This window comes from Prevotella vespertina (assembly GCF_009728485.1).
GTDB classification, from domain to species: domain Bacteria; phylum Bacteroidota; class Bacteroidia; order Bacteroidales; family Bacteroidaceae; genus Prevotella; species Prevotella vespertina.
In genome coordinates this window covers 54,356-73,354 of sequence record NZ_VVIQ01000001.1, presented here as the reverse complement: position 1 = coordinate 73,354, position 18,999 = coordinate 54,356, and the positions used below count along the sequence as shown (strand labels likewise).

Annotated in this window: 13 protein-coding genes and 1 pseudogene; 2 read left to right on the top strand and 12 right to left on the bottom strand. The window is 39.9% G+C overall.

Translation table 11 applies throughout. The features are described from left to right. Nucleotides 1-54: 54 nt before the first annotated feature. Both gyrB and rpsT read right to left on the bottom strand, forming a co-directional pair. Nucleotides 55-2,028, bottom strand: coding sequence for a DNA topoisomerase (ATP-hydrolyzing) subunit B (gene gyrB, locus F0475_RS00285; protein ID WP_155714892.1), 1,974 nt, complete (start codon nucleotides 2,026-2,028; stop codon nucleotides 55-57). A gap of 183 nt (nucleotides 2,029-2,211) precedes the next feature. After that, complete coding sequence (gene rpsT, locus F0475_RS00280) at nucleotides 2,212-2,466, bottom strand: 30S ribosomal protein S20 (RefSeq protein ID WP_155714891.1); 255 nt, start codon at nucleotides 2,464-2,466, stop codon at nucleotides 2,212-2,214. A gap of 206 nt (nucleotides 2,467-2,672) precedes the next feature. Between rpsT and recO the strand changes: the two genes are divergently transcribed. Together recO and F0475_RS11990 are read left to right on the top strand one after the other, a co-directional pair. Then, complete coding sequence (gene recO / locus F0475_RS00275) at nucleotides 2,673-3,398, top strand: DNA repair protein RecO (protein WP_155714890.1); 726 nt, start codon at nucleotides 2,673-2,675, stop codon at nucleotides 3,396-3,398. An 891-nt stretch (nucleotides 3,399-4,289) separates the two neighbouring features. Then, nucleotides 4,290-4,481: pseudogene (locus tag F0475_RS11990) on the top strand (hypothetical protein); the annotation flags it as partial. Nucleotides 4,482-4,632: 151 nt separating this feature from the next. On the opposite strand, the gene ftsZ reads toward F0475_RS11990, so the two are convergent. From ftsZ to F0475_RS00225, 10 genes are all read right to left on the bottom strand, one after another. Continuing rightward, nucleotides 4,633-5,958, bottom strand: a complete 1,326-nt coding sequence (ftsZ, locus tag F0475_RS00270) for a cell division protein FtsZ (protein ID WP_009434739.1) — start codon at nucleotides 5,956-5,958, stop codon at nucleotides 4,633-4,635. A 54-nt stretch (nucleotides 5,959-6,012) separates the two neighbouring features. Continuing rightward, entirely contained in the window at nucleotides 6,013-7,461 is a 1,449-nt protein-coding gene (gene ftsA / locus F0475_RS00265; protein ID WP_155714889.1) for a cell division protein FtsA, read from the bottom strand. A gap of 83 nt (nucleotides 7,462-7,544) precedes the next feature. After that, nucleotides 7,545-8,483, bottom strand: a complete 939-nt coding sequence (locus F0475_RS00260) for a cell division protein FtsQ/DivIB (protein WP_155714888.1) — start codon at nucleotides 8,481-8,483, stop codon at nucleotides 7,545-7,547. Between the two features lie 49 nt (nucleotides 8,484-8,532). Further along, nucleotides 8,533-9,924, bottom strand: coding sequence for a UDP-N-acetylmuramate--L-alanine ligase (murC, locus tag F0475_RS00255; RefSeq protein WP_155714887.1), 1,392 nt, complete (start codon nucleotides 9,922-9,924; stop codon nucleotides 8,533-8,535). 87 nt (nucleotides 9,925-10,011) lie between these two features. Beyond that, complete coding sequence (gene murG, locus F0475_RS00250; RefSeq protein ID WP_155714886.1) at nucleotides 10,012-11,118, bottom strand: undecaprenyldiphospho-muramoylpentapeptide beta-N-acetylglucosaminyltransferase; 1,107 nt, start codon at nucleotides 11,116-11,118, stop codon at nucleotides 10,012-10,014. 67 nt (nucleotides 11,119-11,185) lie between these two features. Continuing rightward, a complete protein-coding gene (locus F0475_RS00245; RefSeq protein WP_009434745.1) occupies nucleotides 11,186-12,490 on the bottom strand; it encodes an FtsW/RodA/SpoVE family cell cycle protein in 1,305 nt (434 codons plus the stop codon). Nucleotides 12,491-12,522: 32 nt separating this feature from the next. Continuing rightward, nucleotides 12,523-13,854 (bottom strand): UDP-N-acetylmuramoyl-L-alanine--D-glutamate ligase, encoded by a 1,332-nt coding sequence (murD, locus tag F0475_RS00240; RefSeq protein ID WP_155714885.1) that lies wholly within the window; start codon nucleotides 13,852-13,854, stop codon nucleotides 12,523-12,525. Between the two features lie 190 nt (nucleotides 13,855-14,044). Then, nucleotides 14,045-15,316: a phospho-N-acetylmuramoyl-pentapeptide-transferase gene (locus F0475_RS00235; RefSeq protein ID WP_155714884.1), complete on the bottom strand. Its 1,272-nt coding sequence runs from the start codon at nucleotides 15,314-15,316 to the stop codon at nucleotides 14,045-14,047. Between the two features lie 20 nt (nucleotides 15,317-15,336). After that, the gene (locus F0475_RS00230) at nucleotides 15,337-16,794 is read right to left on the bottom strand and encodes a UDP-N-acetylmuramoyl-L-alanyl-D-glutamate--2,6-diaminopimelate ligase (RefSeq protein WP_155714883.1); all 1,458 of its coding nucleotides are present in this window, start codon (nucleotides 16,792-16,794) and stop codon (nucleotides 15,337-15,339) included. A gap of 42 nt (nucleotides 16,795-16,836) precedes the next feature. After that, a complete protein-coding gene (locus tag F0475_RS00225) occupies nucleotides 16,837-18,996 on the bottom strand; it encodes a penicillin-binding protein (RefSeq protein WP_009434743.1) in 2,160 nt (719 codons plus the stop codon). Between the last annotated feature and the right edge of the window lie 3 nt (nucleotides 18,997-18,999).

Here is an 18,999-nt window from a genome sequence, read left to right as displayed (position 1 = left end):
CCCCTCCTTATCTCATGAGGAGGGGAGTAATATTTATTTATTGTTTATAATGACTTATGCATCGATATTAGCGTAAGTTGCATTTTTCTCAATAAACTCTCTACGTGGCTCGACATCATCTCCCATCAGCATTGAGAAGATTTCATCAGCATCTGCAGCGTTCTCTATCGTTACTTGCTTCAATAGGCGTGTTTTTGGATCCATTGTTGTTTCCCAAAGTTGCTCAGGATTCATCTCACCAAGACCTTTATAACGTTGTGTATGGATGGTTTTACCATCTTCTACTCCATTACCATATTTGTCCAGGAAAGCTTGTCGCTGCTGTTCGGTGTAGCAATATTCGCTTACCTTCTTGTAAGTACACTTATAGAGGGGTGGGGTGGCAATATACAAATGACCTTGCTCGATAACCTTCGGCATATAACGATAGAATAGCGTCATAATCAGCGTGTCGATGTGTGAACCATCGACATCGGCATCGGTCATGATGATAATCTTATCGTAACGGAGCTTATCAATATTGGCTTCGAAGTCACCTTCATTCTCTACTCCAAATCGAACACCAATCGATTGAATGATATTCATAACTGATTCTGCCTCGAATACGCGGTGTCGTTGAACTTTCTCAACATTCAGAATCTTACCTCGGAGTGGCAAAATGGCTTGTGTGTAACGATCACGACCTTGCTTTGCAGAGCCACCAGCAGAGTCACCCTCTACAAGGAATATCTCGCAATCCTTGGGATCTTTGTTGGAACAATCGGCTAGCTTACCAGGCAGACCACCACCACTCATCACGTTCTTACGCTGTACGCTCTCACGTGCCTTGCGTGCTGCTACACGTGCTGTAGCTGCTAAGATAACCTTGTTGCATATCATCTTAGCCTCGTTAGGGTGCTCCTCCAGGTAATTAGAGAGTGCCTCGCCAACTGCTTGTTGTACTGCACCTGCTACTTCGGAATTTCCTAATTTCGTTTTTGTCTGACCTTCAAATTGTGGTTCTGCCACCTTTATAGCGATAACAGCTGTCAATCCTTCACGGAAATCCTCACCTGCTATCTCTATCTTAGCCTTTTCAATTTGCTTAGATATTTGTGGGTCATTGTCAGCGTATGCCTTTAGTGTACGGGTCAAAGCTGCACGGAAACCCTGTAAGTGAGTACCGCCTTCTATGGTGTTGATATTGTTAACGTATGAATGGATGTTCTCCGTATAATCAGTGTTATACATCACAGCCACCTCAATAGGGATGTTTTGCTTCTCTGTCTTGAGATAGATAACATCATCGAAAAGGTGCTGACGATGACGATCAACATAACGGACAAACTCCTTTAAACCATCCTTAGCATGGAAAACCTCTGTGCGAGTCTTGCCCGTCTCTGGGTCTGGACGCAGGTCAGTGAGCGTAATCTTAATACCTGCATTTAGATAAGCTAACTCACGCATACGGCGTGCAACGATGTCCCACTGATAAACTGTTGTTGTGAAGATCGTTGGGTCTGGCCAAAATTGTTGACGTGTACCTGTTTTCTGGGTTTCGCCTACAACCTTTACAGGATAGAGTGGCTTTCCTTTCTCATACTCCTGCTGATAAATCTTTCCATCACGATACACCTGTGACATCATGTGTGTGGAAAGGGCGTTAACACAACTTACACCTACACCATGTAGACCACCGCTGACCTTATAAGAACCCTTGTCGAACTTACCACCAGCGTGTAGCACAGTCATAACAACCTCAAGGGCACTCTTGTGAAGTTTCTTATGTTCGTCAACAGGGATACCACGACCATCATCTTCAACCGTAATGGAGTTATCCTCGTTGATAGTTACTTCGATATTCTGACAGTAGCCAGCCATCGCTTCATCGATAGAGTTATCGACAGTCTCATTAATCAGGTGGTGAAGACCTTTCTCGCTGATGTCGCCAATATACATGGCTGGACGCTTACGTACAGCCTCTAATCCCTCTAATACTTGGATGTTACTGGCGGAGTAATTATTCTCGTTTTCTTGATTTTCTGCCATTTTTATTAGATTGTTCTTATAGTATGCAAAGATACTATTTTTCCTTTAGATGGGGAAATAAAAACTTGCTAAAAACATTTAAGAAGGTGTATGAAAGAGCCTAATTAAATCTATCTATAAAAAAAGCCATAACTCATTTGAGTTATGGCTCTATTATTCGTTTCAGCTATGACTGAAGTTCTTTTATCCTAATGCAGCAACGTGCTTGCAGAGAGCAGACTTGAGGTTAGCTGCCTTGTTCTGGTGAATAATGTTGGTCTTTGCCAACTTATCCAACATCTTCTGCACAACAGGATAGAGCTTTACAGCCTCTTCCTTATCCGTCATATTGCGCAACTTACGAACAGCATTACGCATTGTCTTTGCGTAATATCTATTGTGCAACGTCCTTACTTTGTCCTGACGTATTCTTTTCAATGATGATTTGTGATTTGCCATCTTTGTTCTTCTTTTATTTTACTTGTAGTCCCTAGCAGAGTCGAACTGCTCTTTAGAGAATGAAAATCTCTCGTCCTAACCGATAGACGAAGGGACCATATCGAATTGCGGGTGCAAAGGTACTTCTTTTATTCGAACCTACCAAACTTTTCTCGAATAAATTTCCTTATAATGTTGTCTTTTTGTACTTTTGCACAAGAATTTATATGATTTTAAAGTCAAAAGCCATAGTTTTACGTAGTATGAAGTTTGGTGAAGCATCGCTCATTATAGATATGTTCACCGAACAAGAAGGGCGTATTTCGTTCATTACACGCATACCTAAGACTGCCAAAGGAAAGATAAAGAAACAGTATTTTCAGCCTTTAACTTTGTTAGAGCTTGAGTTTGATTATCGACCGCATACTTCCTTACAGCATATAAAGGAGGTTCGTATTCTTTATCCATACGCTTCTATTCCTTTTGATCCCATCAAATCGGCTATCTTGCTATTCCTCTCTGAGTTCTTATTTCATGTTACACGAAGTGAACAGCAGAACCTTCAGCTTTACAATTATGTGTGTGCTAGTTTGCAATGGTTGGATGGTGCAGTGCGTAGTTACGCCAATTTCCATCTTGTATTTATGATGCGTCTAAGTCGGTTTATAGGTTTCTTTCCTAATTTAGAGGCTTATCATGAAGGGGTATGTTTTGACTTACGCACTGCGTCGTTTACTCATAGTATTCCTCTTCATACTGATTATCTTCTCCCAACAGAAGCCACTGCCATTCATCAACTGATTAGAATGGATTATGAGAATATGCATCTTTTCCGCCTTTCACGTGTAGATAGGAATCGAATTGCCAATCTGATCCTGCGTTATTATCGTATTCATGTGCCGAATATGCCAGACTTAAATAGTCTTCAAGTGTTGAGTGATCTTTTTGATTGATATGCTTCATGCTCTCCGCAACCTACGTATACCTTAATGTAATTTGTAATCTGTAATTGTGTAAGTTCCATTGTTTCTTTATTTTAAAGTTTCCAAATACAAAGATAAGAAAAATATGGGCTTACACACTTTTTTAAGACAGTACCGCCATTATGTTTATCTTGTTATTATGATATTTAGGAAAATCACAAAATCACAATCACACAATCACAAAATCAATTATGGTAGTATCATGCTTTTTCTTTATGTAGATAATATATCATTATATATTATTATTTATTAATAAGGTATTATATTATATTAGGAATCCCTTTTACACATTGAAAATCCTTTTTGTGATTTTGTGATTGTGATTTTGTGATTGATGTGATTAATTGAACTTTATCCCATTAGGCAAAGGGCAAAAAACAAATCATTCTGTCTTATCGTTCCTCATTCTTCATTTGTTTATCTCTCTGTAACACAAGTTATTACAGAGCCATTTGCAATACTTGTTATCCCAGTACCTCGAAAAACTAATGTTTTCTTAAAAATTCTACTTACCTTTGCAGCACAGAAAAGAAAAAGAAGCACCATCCTCTACCTCCAACCGCTGACTCTTAGCCTCTACCTAATGCATGAAACAGCAACAATGGAAGAAAGTCGTAAGTTCAAATGTTAATGATTAAAGTTCAAAAAGGTTAGCATTAATAGGCTCAGAGGTTAGTGTTAACAGGCTTAAAGGTTAGTATTAATGACCAATAGGTAAAATAATAAAATTCAAAGACCAATGCAAGAAACCTATGTCTAGCTTTTTACAGATATTAAAAACTGATTTCATCCATTCAAGGGGTCCCACAGAGTCATAATAGAGAAAAGTAAACACACGACAAAGGGGCTTGATTTATCTAACTTGGATTTAAAGACTACACCGAAAAGAACCTCTTTCAAAGACATTTCGTTGACGAAATACAGTTTATTACTAAGTTGAAAAGTAACATTGCCGCCTATTGCCTGTTTCCCAAGAAGCCGTGCATCAATCTACAAAGAACCATTGACACACAGCTTTCATTGTTCAGAATTCGTCGAACTCACGTTAAATAAAAGAATTCCGAGAGGTTTCAGCCTACCAAATGTCCATTACGCCAAAGATAATATTTTGGGTAGAAAGCGATATGAAAGAAGGTATACCTCATAGCTTGCTTGCTATTTCGATATACCTTCTTCTCTCGCCTTTAATATTTTATCAACGTGATTAAACGAAGCTAATTACGCCTTCAACCGTACCTTTAGAATCAGTCTCTTCCTGTCCTGTCTCTGGAGAACTGATGTGTTTGATGTCTTTTATCATTTGCTTTGTGCGCTTGTAAGTAGGTGTATTCTCTACGGCAAGAATTACATCTTCATTGTCAAGCTCATCTGCTGTAAAGCGATAGATGTGAGGGCGATGTTTGTATTGAGTGTTGTTGTTGTCCCTATAGAAACGTTCACGGCGGTCACGACGTTCAGCATCTTTCTCCTCATTATCGGCTCTTCTTGCTGCTTCTTCTGCGGATAGTTTCTGTATGTGTCGTCCCATACCATCAACATCCTCTATGCCGAAACCAGTTGCAAGGATGGTTACTTTTACCTTCTGATCAAGTTCTGGGTCAATTGCCAATCCCCATTTCAGTTCGAAGTCTTCGCTGAAATGATTCATAAATTCGGTTACATCCCCCATTTCTTCCATAGTCAAGCCAGGGTTGTCCTTGTCATTGCTATTGAAGTTGATGGATAGAAGGATTTTCTTGGACTTGTAGACATCGTTGTCGTTTAGTAATGGTGAGTTAAGTGCATCCTCTATTGCTTGCTTTACACGGCCTTCTCCTTCACCATAACCTGTTGACATGATTGCTACACCACCATCCTTTAGAACCGTCTTCACGTCATTGAAGTCGAGGTTCATAATACCATGTACAGTGATGATTTCTGCAATACTTTTTGCTGCAACGCTAAGCGTATCATCAGCTTTACGGAATCCGTTTAGGAGGCTAAGTTCTGGATAGATTTCACGTAATCTTTCGTTGTTAATAACGAGAAGAGCGTCAACATGTTTAGCCATCTCTTCTACTCCGTCTAGCGCCTGATCAATCTTCTTTGCACCTTCGAAGCGGAAAGGAATGGTGACAATACCAACAGTGAGGATACCAAGTTCTTTACTGACTTGTGCAATGACAGGTGCAGCACCTGTACCTGTTCCGCCTCCCATACCAGCCGTGATGAATGTCATTTTTGTTCCATCATTGAGCATCTTCTTGATGTCATCGATGGTTTCTTCGGCTGCTTGTCTTGCGCGCTCAGGGCGGTTTCCTGCTCCCAATCCCTCCTTTCCTAGTTGTAAATGAACGGGAACAGGAGAATCGTTGAGAGCTTGTGCATCTGTGTTGCAGAGGACGAAGGTTACGTCATGTATACCTTCTTTATACATGTGGTTGACGGCATTACCACCGCCACCACCAACACCAATGACTTTGATTATGCTGTCAGTAACGTCGCCATCGCCGAAGTCTAATACGTCTATTTTATTATTATTATCTGTCATAACAGTATGTGTCTATATGATGAATATACTTATTATTTGTATCCCATGAAAGTGTTACTCTTCGTCTTCTAGCATCTTGCCTCCAAATTCCTTTGCTTTGCGAACGAACTTGTTCCAGAAACTATTGCGACGTTTTTCTTCTTCTCTTTCACGTTCTCTTGCTTCTTCCTCTTCGCGTAGCTTGCGTTCTTCTTCTTCTCTCTTACGGCGTTCCTCTTCAGCTTTACGTTTCTCTTCTGGAGTGGGGACAAAACCTTGTCCTTGTGGACGTGTATTAGTGTTTGTAGCTGTTGTCTCTATTGGATGGGCTACAGCTACATCTTTTGCTTCAAAGAGGGTGTTAGCAGCAGGGTTATATGCTGCACCAGCACAATTCATGTCTCCCTTTGCTAGTAAGCCTAATATGGTGTTTGTTTCACCATTTTTTGCAGTTATTTCAGCATGACTTGAGGTAATGGTTTGTGTGACGAACTTAGCCTTACGAATCTTTTCTATACGTGTAACATTGCGTACTAAACATTCGATATTTTTAAGATTCATACCTCCACCTGTAAGTATGATTCCACCGAGGAGCTTGTCTGTATATTCTGATGGAACCTGACACCATACATTCTCGATAATTTCCTCTGCACGTGCTTCAACGATTTCGATGAACTTCCGACTGTCTACTGTTCGTTCGGCATCTATAGAGTATTTAAGGTTGTTGTCAATTTCGTTATTGTCAGTGAATGCAGAACCATACTTCAGTTTCATGGACTCAGCTTCTTTTTCTTCCATCTGCAAGGACGCTATATCTTTGTTGATATTATTGCCTCCTAATGGGATTACAGCGAGGTGGCGAAGAATATTCTTATAATAGACAGAGACGGTCGTGGTGTCAGCACCAAGGTCGACAAGTACACAACCACCACGTTTTTCGGCTTCGCTGAGTACGCCATCTGCCAAGGCTAATGGTGCTAGGTACATTTCTGCTATTGCTATTCCTGCCTTTTCAAAACAGCTATTTAAGTTGTTGTAAAATGACTTGCGCCATAGAATGTTTAAGAAGTTTCCTTCCAAACGTGTGGCCTTAATACCGACAGGGTCTAGGGAGTATTGGTTGTCAACCTTATACTCCTGAGTAGCAGCATCTAAGATTTCTTGCTCAGGGTAAGTCATATTTCTGTTAGCATCCATCAGCTCATTTATCATATCTGATGTTATGATGGTATCTGAAGGAAGATCCTTAACAATAACGTTACGAACGCTACGTATAGATTGTCCTCCTACACCTACATAAACCTGAGAAATCTCATATTTCAGTTGTTTCTTGAGCTTATTAATAATGCTGGTGAGGCACTGTCCGGTCTTGTCGATGTTATAGACTACACCTTTGCGAATACACTGTGATGCATCTTCCTTAGCAACGGCTAGCACGGAGATACTACCGTCAAGATTTTTCTTGCCGGCGATTCCCATAATCTTTGATGAGCCTAATTCAATGGCTACTATGAACTCTGCCATATTCGTTAAGTATTATATTTCTTAGTTTTAATGTTCTTTTCTGTCTGATACATGTACATTCTTCTACGTGATTGCATGTTGACTTATTCCGTTGGACCATCTGCTACTTGTTCTTGTCGGTCAACCTCTTTACGTGCTTTCTCACGTTCCTCCTCCTCTGTACGTTGTCTGTCTTTTTTCTTTTCTTCTTTAGCTTCTTTGGTGATAGCTTCTGCTTCTTTTCTTTCAGCTTCCGCATCTCTTCGTTTGCAAACAATCTGATTATCAAATTCAATATCAATATATGAATACTTGTTCCATCCGACTTGTGATAAACCATATCGATAGAACTTCTCCAATCGTGATAATTTGTTGTTTACGAAAGAGTTAATCTCTCGGTTACGTGTCCACCTGTTGCGATTAAGAGGTAAATACCCCATGAAGATTATATGGTCTCCCACGCGTGGAACTAGTTCTATACCATAATCTGGGAGTACATTTATTTGCTCTATTTGATTAATCCAAAAAGGCGATGCACTGATAGCCTTAGCAAGTGGTGCAATATAGAGCTTTGCAAAGATATTATTTATATTACCTGTTGCAATAATCAAGTCGCTTGTATATTTAGAATTGGGGAGTATTCCTCCATTGTCGTCAAGATAGTAGTCACCACCATGTTGGCTCTTTATACGGATGATAGGCATACGTTGAGTAATCTGTATGTTAATATGTCCGTTCTCCGTCTTGTAACATTGAGCAGTCTTCACAAAAGGTCCATCTTTGAGAGTTTCTTCGATGTCTCGTGGATTGATATTCTCCATCTTTTTATTAAGAGGATAGAGATTGTTCTTTTGTAAGATATGCTTTATCTCCTCTGCTGTAAGGAATCCAGCATTCTTGGAATCAGATATTTCTATGTTCACCTTCGTGCATACTTTACCTTGCTCATCTGGGTTGTTCCAAGCGGTAACAGCCATGATGAGATAGAAAGCTAGTATGATGTCCAGCGCAGTGATAATAATCTTTTTCCACTGAATGTACATGTCTTATCTTTTCTTTAGGATGCTTTTTCCTTTTATGTATTTAAAACTTTCAATTTAGTTTTTGCTCTTTAGCTTTGATAATCTCGGCAATTTCTGGTACATAATTGTCGAGGTTACCAGCACCAAGCACTACAAGTACATCGAAGTCACGTGATTTAACGAAATCAAGAACATCGTCTTTTTGTATCATCTTCTTCTCTATATTGGGGCGTAGGTTATCGTAAATGAGCTTACTTGTAATACCTTCTATTGGTTGTTCACGTGCTGGATAAATCTCAGTAAGGATAACCTCATCAAAGTGACTTAATGCATCTGCGAAGTCTTTATAGAAATCACGAGTACGCGTATAGAGGTGCGGTTGGAAGATAGCTGTTATCTTTCTATCTGAATAAAGTTCCTTCAAACTTTTAGCACTCTGTAATATCTCTTTTGGATGATGACCATAATCAGATAGGAATACATGACGATCATTCTTTATCTTGAAGTCGAAGCGGCGATCAACGCCACCATAGGTTCTCATACCTTCACGTAGCTCTTCAGCGGTACAACCATTGAGTTGTGCCATAGCCATTGCAGCGACACCATTTTCAATATTGATTGGGATGGGTTGACCAAGCTCTACATTCTTCACTATTTCTATAGGAGAAATAAAGTCAAAAGTTATAGTACCATTCTTTATTTGGATATTCTCAGCATGGAAGTCACCTCCCTCACGACTATAATTATATACTTTGACCCCTTCTTGTACATGTTGCTTCATCTCAAGATCCTTATGAATAATGAGTGCACCACCTGGTTGTATGAGTTCTGTGTAATGGCGGAAACTTTCAAGGTAAGCCTCTTTCGTGCCATATATGTCTAGATGGTCTGGATCGGTAGATGTAATAACGCTCATCCAAGGACGTAGCCAATGGAAAGAACGATCAAACTCATCAGCCTCGATCACAACATAATCGCTGTGGGTAGAGAGGATATAGTTTGTGCCATAATTCTTAGAAATTCCACCTAAGAAAGCATTGCAATCTAAGTGACTTTGGTGCATGATATGAGCACACATGGTTGATGTAGTCGTCTTACCATGGGTACCTGCAAAACAGAGTCCTTTGTGTGTTCTAGTAAGTGTTCCTAGCACTTGTGCACGCTTCTCTATTACAAAGTTATTATCATGGAAGTATTTCAATTCTGCATGTGTTGATGGGATCGCAGGTGTATAGACAACCAATGTTGTTAATGGTTGCCGACATGCTTCAGGAATGAGATTTACATTTTCTTCATAGTGAATCATCATTCCTTCCTTTTCTAACTGATGGGTAAGTTCTGATGGTGTCTTATCATACCCAGCAACAACTAATCCCTTATGAAGGAAATAACGAGCAATAGCACTCATTCCAATACCACCTGCACCAACGAAATATACTGACTTTATATCTTTTAGTTCCATGTATCTATATCTTTTCTAACTTTATTCTCTTTGGCAGATTTTTGTATTCCATTTACTTTTACAACAAATCTCCTCGTATAAGTAAGATTATGAATTGATGAGTTTAATTACCTCGTCTGCAATAACATCTGCCGAGTTTTGTAGTCCCATCTTTTTTACATTCTCACTAAGGCTGGCTAATTCTTGATTATCAGATATTGTCTCCAATGCTAGTTTCAATAATGTGTCGGGAGCCTCAGAGTCCTTTACGTAAATTGCAGCATGCTTATTTACTAGTGCCATTGCATTCTTAGTTTGATGGTCTTCTGCAACATTAGGACTTGGGACAAGGATTACAGGTTTACCTATGAGTTGGAACTCGCTAATAGAGCTTGCACCTGCACGACTGATGATTAAGTCTGCTGCTTTATAAGCTACCCCCATATCACTAATAAAGTCCATTATCTTCAAGTTAGGAAGTTCCTTACCCTTCATAAATTCCATTATCTGCTGATGGTAGAACTTTCCTGTTTGCCAAATAAATTGCACATCTGTATTGGCTACTAGGTCTAGATGCTCCATGATAGAACGATTAATGGTACGAGCTCCAAGGCTACCGCCTACTAACAAGATAGTCTTCTTATCACTCTTCAACCCTAGACTCTCTCGTGCTTCTTCGGCAGAGAGTGGTGTATTTAAGACGTTTTGTCGTACAGGGTTTCCTGTCATAATAATCTTATCAGCAGGGAAGAATCGTTGCATACCTTCATACGCAACACATATCTTTTTCACACGTTTAGCCAATAGTTTATTCGTCACACCAGCGTATGAGTTTTGTTCTTGGATGAGACATGGAATTCCCATCTTAGCACATGAATAAAGTGTAGCACCGCTGGCATAGCCACCTACACCAACAGCAACTTGCGGCTTAAAGTCTTTGATAATCTGACGTGCCATGCGTAAGCTTTTCCATAGCTTATACAATACTTCGAAGTTTTTAAGTATATGTGCACGATCGAAACCTTTGATAGGTAAGCCTTTTATCTCATATCCTGCAGCGGGAACGCGTTGCATCTCCATACGTCCTAAAGCTCCCACAAAGAGAATCTTAGCATCTGGATGTTTTGCTTTAATCGCATTCGCAATAGATACAGCAGGGAATATATGTCCTCCTGTACCACCGCCACTGATGATTATTCTTAATTCCTTGTCCATTTCAAACTTGTTTACTAACCCACAAAGGTAATCAATTTTTTCGTCTTCTTCGAACTTTAAGTCTTTTTTAAGAATCTGTTGCTTGTGTAATAACTTCCTGTGCCTCCTCCGTAGAAGGATTGCCAGCTTTTTTCTTTTTAGCCGATCGACTGATACTCAAGATGACACCTATATAGACACAATTAATGATTGTTGATGTTCCTCCCTTACTTATAAGTGGTAATGGTTGACCTGTCACTGGGGCTAGTCCAACAGCCACTAGCATATTGAATAGGGCTTGTGTTACCAGTAAAAATGCAATACCCATTGCAAGAAAAGCAGGGAAGGAATTTTCACATCGATTAGCTATGATACCTGTTCGGAAGAGCAGGATGATGTAAAGGAATGCTACAATAGCCGCTCCTTCTATGCCCATTTCTTCAATAATGATGGCATAGATAAAGTCTGAGAAAGCCTGTGAAAGGAAGTCACGTTCTGTTGAGTTCCCTGGTCCCTTACCCACGACATTCGATGTGGCGATGGCAATATTAGCGTGTGCCACTTGTGCATCTTTATCTAAATCATAGTCCTTTGGTGCCACATATTCATTATTAAAGAACTTCTTAATACGTGCTTTCCATGTGTCAGCACGATGTAAGATCTTTCCCAAAGAACTTGGAGAATCTTCCTGTTGTTGCTCTTGTATGGTTTGTTCGGTGAGGTTTTGCTTTGTTGATAAGTCATTTTCTACCTTTTTATCATCACCAACAACCATGACCATTATAAGTGTGAATACGATAACCAGTGCAACTGCTCCAATTAACCTGCCAATCTGATTGAATGGTACTCGCCCAACTATCATCATAAGAACAATGGTTAAGGAGATGAGCATAGCTGTAGAAAGGTTCTCAAGTAGAATTAAGAAAATGAATCCACCAGATAATAGCAAGATATCTCGGAACGCCTTTCTATCGGCTCCATGGTCGGTCTGCATGGCACTAAGTATCTGTGCAACTGCTAGCACAAGTGCGCCCTTTGCAATCTCAGAAGGTTGAAATTGTATACCTGCAAAACTTATCCATCTATTTGCTCCGTTGGTAGTTTGTCCTGCAACAAGAACCCACAATAGTGTTATTAATGCTACACCAAGAAGGATGGGGGTAATCAGTTTGAAGTACTTGCATTTGATATTTAATACTACCACCATTAAGCCTATTCCAACAGCGAGAATACTGCAATGGTAGATAATTGGACTCCAATAATTTCCTCCTTTGTATGATAGTGAACTTGAAGCCGAATAGACCTCAATGATACTAATAATACATAGGAAGAAGAATACCATCCATATGACCTTATCACCTTTAAAAAGGTTACTGAGAGATTTATTGTTCATTTCCTTTCTTTCCGTTATCGAGCATCAGTATCTTATAAAGCTCTAACTAATGCTTTAAACTGGTCTCCTCTATCCTCCATATTTTTAAAGAGGTCAAAGCTAGCACAGCATGGGCTTAACAAGACAGTGTCACCTGGTTTTGCCATATCTGCACATGCTGCAACACAATCTTTCATAGAGTGTGTGTCGCGAACAGGGATTCCTAAGCTATCAAAATTGTCGTGGAGTTTTTTGTTATCAGCACCTAGATAAACAAGTCCAGAACATTTCTTTTTCACTAAATCTTTGATGGCATTATAATCATTCCCTTTATCTTTGCCTCCAAGAATGAGGATTGTTGGGGTTCGCATACTCTCTAATGCATACCAACAAGCGTCTACATTTGTAGCCTTTGAGTCGTTGATATATTGAACTCCAGCCACCTTGCAAACCTTCTCTAAACGATGTTCCACACCCGGGAAGTCGCTTAGGCTCTTGCGGATACACTCCTTTTTTATACCGCTGATGTTTGATGCTATACCAGCAGCAAGAGAGTTATATATATTGTGACGACCTGTTAATGACAAGTCTTCCTGTTCCATGTTGAAAGGTTCAGGTTGTTCTATCTTGTATTGTCCTTCTTCAATATAACCAATGCTACCATTCTCCTTTAGCTCTGAAAAAGGATAGCATACGGCATGTACATCGAACTTCTTTAGCTCGTTCTTAATCACGGGATCATCATTCCAATAGATGAAACTATCGTCCTTAGTTTGGTTCTGAATGATACGCATCTTGGCATCAGCGTAATTCTCAAACTTGTACTCGTAGCGATCCAAATGGTCTGGAGTGATATTTAAGAGGATAGCGATATTTGCGCGGAAATCGTACATATTGTCAAGTTGAAAACTACTTAACTCTATGATGTAATATGCATGTGGATCCTCAGCTACCTGCAATGCCAGGCTATTACCTATGTTCCCAGCTAATCCAACATCGTATCCTGCATTCTTAAAGATGTGATAGATGAGGCTTGTTGTAGTTGTTTTCCCATTACTGCCAGTGATACATATCATCTTCGAGTTGGTATATCTACCAGCAAACTCAATCTCACTGATGATGTGTGTATTCTGTGCCATGAGTTTCTGAATCATTGGAGCCTCTTTAGGAATACCTGGACTCTTGATGATTTCGTCTGCATTAAGGATCTTCTCCTCCGTGTGGTGTCCCTCTTCCCACTCTATATGATGCTCATCCAGGAGCTTCTTATACTTGTCTTTAATAGATGACATGTCTGAGACGAAGACATCAAAGCCCTCTTTCTTTGCTAGTACAGCTGCACCAGCACCGCTCTCTCCAGCACCAAGTATTACGATTCTTTTCATATCTATTTCCTTTCTTTTCTTTCCTAATATCTACTTGGATGATGTCTTAGTATTTGCATCGTCCTATAAAGATAAGCCTTTCTTCAATACAAGGAAGCGTCCTTCTTCGTAGGAATAAACGCCTAGTTAGATGGCTAATAGGCGTTTCCTTCTTTTATGTAAAGAGCTTGATCGTATCGAGAAAGCGTATTTATCTGATTTTAAGAGTGATAATTGTTAACGCCGCAAGTATAATCGTTACGATGATGAAACGCAAAGTTATCTTGCTTTCGTGTACTGCTCCATGTGGTACTTTTATCAGATACTTGCAGTCGGGGTCTAATTGTGAATCCTGAGTACGGAAGTTATCATGAATAGGAGTACGCTTGAATATACGCTGCTTAATGCCTTTACGCTTACCTAATTTGTAATACCAAACTTGTACGATGACACTCAAACTCTCAACGAAGAATATTCCACAGAGGATTGGAAGCATCAATTCCTTATGTATGATGATAGCTCCTACTGCAATGATACCACCGATGGTTAAGCTACCAGTATCTCCCATGAAAACTTGGGCAGGGTAAGCATTATACCAAAGGAAACCTATCAGTGCTCCAATAAATGCCATGAAGAACACTACTAGCTCCTCCGTTCCTGGAATATACATAATATTCAAGTAGGCTGCATATTGTATGTGGCTACTGACATAGGCTAAAATTCCGAGAACAACACCGATTATAGCGGAGTTTCCAGCACACATACCATCCATTCCGTCATTAAGGTTTGCTCCATTAGAGACGGCTGTTACAACGAGAATGGTCATGATTACGAATAGAATCCAACCACCAGCTGTTTTATAGTCTCCTAAGAATTCAACTAGTTTGGAGTAGTCTAAATTATGTGACTTTACGAATGGTATTGTCGTCTTTAACGTTTTCTCTGCCTTAGTTTCATGTTTAACAACTATTTCCTGACCATTCTGATTAGCCACTTCTAGATTCATGTTCGCTTTAACATCAGGTGATGCCCAAAGAACAACACCTACAATGAGTCCGATACTGACCTGTCCTATAATCTTATACTTACCTTTTAAACCCTCTTTATTGTGCTTGAAGATCTTGATGAAGTCGTCCATTCCACCGAGAAAACCCAACCATATAGTTGTAATAATCATCAATATCAGGTAGATGTTACGCAATCGACCAAGCAAGATTACAGGTACTAGCAGAGCAATAATAATGATGATACCTCCCATGGAAGGTACTCCAATCTTCTTAACACCGAATGGGTCTATGCTAGCATCACGTTGAGTCTCTGTTATTTGTTTACTTTTAAGATATTTGATAAATCGTTCTCCGAACCATGCTGATATAAGCAATGCTAATATCATAGCCAATATGCCACGGAAACTAATGTACCCCCACAGATGGGAGCCACTTATACCGAACTGATCTAACCAGCGGAAGATATAATATAGCATATTACTTGTATTTATTATTCTTATTTAATACCAAAAATCTCACGAATGACTTCGTGATCATCAAAGTGATGTTTAACACCATTGATTTCTTGGTATGTTTCGTGTCCTTTACCTGCTACTAAGATAACGTCTCCCTTCTTTGCCATCATTGAAGCAGTACGTATTGCCTCTTTACGATCAACAATGTTGAGTACTTTCTTACGTTGTGTAGCATCAAGTCCTGCCATCATGTCATTGATGATAGCCTGTGGATCTTCATCACGTGGATTATCACTAGTAAGGATAACAGTGTCACTTTGCTTAACAGCCTCTTGTGCCATCAATGGACGTTTACCCTTGTCACGATGACCGCCAGCACCACATACGGTTATGATATGGCCACCCTTATTATCCAAAACATCATGGATAGCAGCCAAAACATTCTCTAGTGCATCAGGGGTGTGTGCATAGTCAACAATGGCAGTGAAGCCTTCTGGGGATTGAATAGGCTCAAGACGCCCATTCACACTCTTCAATGTGCTAAGTGCGAGGAGTATCTCATCTGTTTTCTTGCCCAGCATCTTTGCTGCACCATATACAGCCAATAAGTTGCTAACATTGAATTTACCAATAAATTGAACGCCTACCTCTTTTCCATCAATCTCTAGGTACATACCTTCGAAATGACACTCAAGAATTTTTGCACGGAAGTCTGCCATGCGTTTGGTTGAGTATGTCTTGATGGTAGCTTTCGTGTTCTGCACCATGATCATCCCATTCTTGTCGTCAGCATTTGTTATGGCAAAGGCATGCTTTGAAAGACCATCAAAGAACATCTTCTTTGCATTTCGATAGTTTTCGAAGGTTTTGTGATAATCGAGGTGATCACGTGTAAGATTTGTAAATATAGCTCCCGTGAAGTCTAATCCACCGATACGGTGCTGATGAATCGCATGGCTAGAACATTCCATGAATGCATATTCACATCCTGCTGCAACCATATCTGCTAGGAGTCGATTGAGTTCTATTGGATCTGGAGTTGTGTGATCGGCTGGTATTGCCTTATCATCGATATAGTTGCATACGGTAGATAATAACCCAACTTTATAACCGAATTCACGGAACATATTATATAATAAGGTGGCAATCGTAGTCTTGCCATTTGTTCCTGTGACACCAACTAACTTTAGTTTATGTGATGGGTCTCCATAGAACAATGTTGCAACTTCGCCAGCAGTTTTCTCAGTTGATTCAACCTGTACGTAGGTAACATTCTCATTCAGAGTGTCTGGCATGTCTTCCAATAACACAGCCACCGCGCCTAGTTCTATAGCCTTTCCAATAAACTGATGACCATCTACTTGTGTTCCTTTCATAGCAATGAATAGATGACCATTAGCAATCTTTCGGCTATCAATGTTTACACCAGTAATTTCAACTTCGGTACTCCCTTTGATGGTAGTAGGGTTGATGTTCTTGAGTAATTCGCTTAATTTCATATCTTTGTTCTATTATATCTTTGTTTATTGTTCACTAGTATGTTAACCCAATCTAAGTGAACATTGCATACCATTTTTTATTTTGTCGCCAGGCGCCAAGCTCTGTTCTATAACACGACCTCTACCTGTAATGCGTACTTTAATACCTCTCTTTTCCATTAGATAGACAGCATCACGGGCTCCCATACCACGTACATTCGGTACTAGATTCCCCTGATTTATGTCTTCCTTATGGAAGGTAAGAGTCTTACCATTCTCTGTGGTTGTTCCCCAAACTGGGTTTCCGAAGGGATATGCACCATTCCATCCGTTTGTTACATTAAAGCCAAGTGCATTTAAAACATAGTCTGTTGCTAATAGATTTCCTATCTTTGCTGATGGGATAAGTATCGATGATTTGTCACGTGCATCGGTAACATTCAATTTCAGACTCTGTGCCATTATACCTTCTGCTATATGGTGGAAAACGACGCCACTCATACCACCACCTGAAGCTGGTAATCCGCTCTTTTGAATACAAACGATACAACTATAACGAGGTTTGTCTGCAGGGAAGAAGCCTGCAAAACTAAGTAGATAGTTTACAGCACCAGCCTTATAACCAACTGCACCTTTGGACATCTGGGCTGTTCCAGTCTTACCAGCAACGAGGAATTTGTCTGATCCTGCTCTCTTGCCAAGACCTTCTGATACTACTTCTGTTAGGATTCTTGTAATATCCTTGATGGTACTTTCTTTGGCAATATGTTCTTTTACTACTTGTGGCGGATTGTCATAAATTACTTGACCATTCTTTACGATTTGCTTTACAAAGCGTGGTCTCATCATTTTACCACCATTAGCAATGGCATTGTAGAATGCTAGGGTTGAGATTGGAGGAATCTGTGTTTCATATCCGATACTCATCCAAGGCAGTGCTGTTGCACTCCAGTTGTCGTATTGCCCATGGTGATTCTTATGAGGCATACGTATTTTAGCTGGTGATGACCCCACAATTGGTATGTGAAAATTAGTAGCGAGTCCGAGGTCGTAAATACCCTGAACAAACTTCTCGGGATTCTTGTGGTAATGTAAGTCAATGATACGACTAACACCTATATTTGAGCTATATTTCAATGTCCATGGCAGTGTTAACGTACCATAGCCACCACGTGTCCAGTTATGATCTTTCATGTCTCTACCATACATTGGCCATACTCCTGAACCTGTTTGAACAGTATAGGTAGTGTCGACCAAACCATCGTCTAGGATTGCCATAATAGAGGCTGTCTTGAAAACAGAACCCGGCTCAAGCAAGTCGCTAACAGCATGATTCTTTACTTCACGATACTGTCCATCGCTGCATTTATCCATATTGACGATGGCTTTTACATCTCCTGTCGCAACTTCCATAACAATAGCCACACCCACATTACCATTCACATTAGGATCTTTGAGCTCGTCTATTAAGGCTCTTTCTGCTAAGTCTTGCATACCAACATCAATGGTTGTTATGATGTCTGCACCATCGACAGGAGGTGTATCTGTGATGTTTAAGTATTTATTACGAACTTTGCGACGATGAATGATACCATCTGTTCCACGCAATATAGAGTCATATGATAACTCAAGTCCGCATCGTGCCGTATCTTTTGCACCGAACATATCACCAACTGTACGCTGTGCCAATGAACCAAAGGGACGCCGACGAGCATTGAATTCTTCCCAATGAAATCCACTCTTAAACTTAGATAGATGTAATATAGGTAAGGTCTGTATTTCTTTGAATGTATTGTAGTCTATGCGCTCATCCCATATTGGCCAGTGCTTACTCATCTTATGATATCCTTCTAAGAGTTGCTTTTTGAAGTCTGCAGCAGAGCGCTCTGGAAAGATGTTGTTAAGACCTTTGCTGATGTAATTTATACTATCGATAAATGCCGTATCATTGCCTGCTTCTTTAAGAGCATTGAAGTCTAAATACACTTTGAACTCAGGTAGAGAACTAGCCATGAGTTGCCCATCACAACTAAGAATGTTACCTCTTGTTGGTTTTACCCTTACACTATCTTTCTTTTGCGTAGAAGCAACTTCCATCCAATAAGACCTACTAGCAGTCATCGTGTAGATGGTTTTCCCAAGTACAGCAAGTGCAATCAGCGACATCACAATAGCGATGGCGCTGTAACGTGGGATAATCTTTTTATTATTGAACTTGCTCATTTT

What these genes read in the sequence shown, in the direction of transcription:
- gyrB (WP_155714892.1), bottom strand. Translation starts at nt 2,028, where the DNA reads ATGGCAGAAAATCAAGAAAACGAGAATAATTACTCCGCCAGTAACATC.
- rpsT (WP_155714891.1), bottom strand. Translation starts at nt 2,466, where the DNA reads ATGGCAAATCACAAATCATCATTGAAAAGAATACGTCAGGACAAAGTA.
- recO (WP_155714890.1), top strand. Translation starts at nt 2,673, where the DNA reads ATGATTTTAAAGTCAAAAGCCATAGTTTTACGTAGTATGAAGTTTGGT.
- ftsZ (WP_009434739.1), bottom strand. Translation starts at nt 5,958, where the DNA reads ATGACAGATAATAATAATAAAATAGACGTATTAGACTTCGGCGATGGC.
- ftsA (WP_155714889.1), bottom strand. Translation starts at nt 7,461, where the DNA reads ATGGCAGAGTTCATAGTAGCCATTGAATTAGGCTCATCAAAGATTATG.
- F0475_RS00260 (WP_155714888.1), bottom strand. Translation starts at nt 8,483, where the DNA reads ATGTACATTCAGTGGAAAAAGATTATTATCACTGCGCTGGACATCATA.
- murC (WP_155714887.1), bottom strand. Translation starts at nt 9,924, where the DNA reads ATGGAACTAAAAGATATAAAGTCAGTATATTTCGTTGGTGCAGGTGGT.
- murG (WP_155714886.1), bottom strand. Translation starts at nt 11,118, where the DNA reads ATGGACAAGGAATTAAGAATAATCATCAGTGGCGGTGGTACAGGAGGA.
- F0475_RS00245 (WP_009434745.1), bottom strand. Translation starts at nt 12,490, where the DNA reads ATGAACAATAAATCTCTCAGTAACCTTTTTAAAGGTGATAAGGTCATA.
- murD (WP_155714885.1), bottom strand. Translation starts at nt 13,854, where the DNA reads ATGAAAAGAATCGTAATACTTGGTGCTGGAGAGAGCGGTGCTGGTGCA.
- F0475_RS00235 (WP_155714884.1), bottom strand. Translation starts at nt 15,316, where the DNA reads ATGCTATATTATATCTTCCGCTGGTTAGATCAGTTCGGTATAAGTGGC.
- F0475_RS00230 (WP_155714883.1), bottom strand. Translation starts at nt 16,794, where the DNA reads ATGAAATTAAGCGAATTACTCAAGAACATCAACCCTACTACCATCAAA.
- F0475_RS00225 (WP_009434743.1), bottom strand. Translation starts at nt 18,996, where the DNA reads ATGAGCAAGTTCAATAATAAAAAGATTATCCCACGTTACAGCGCCATC.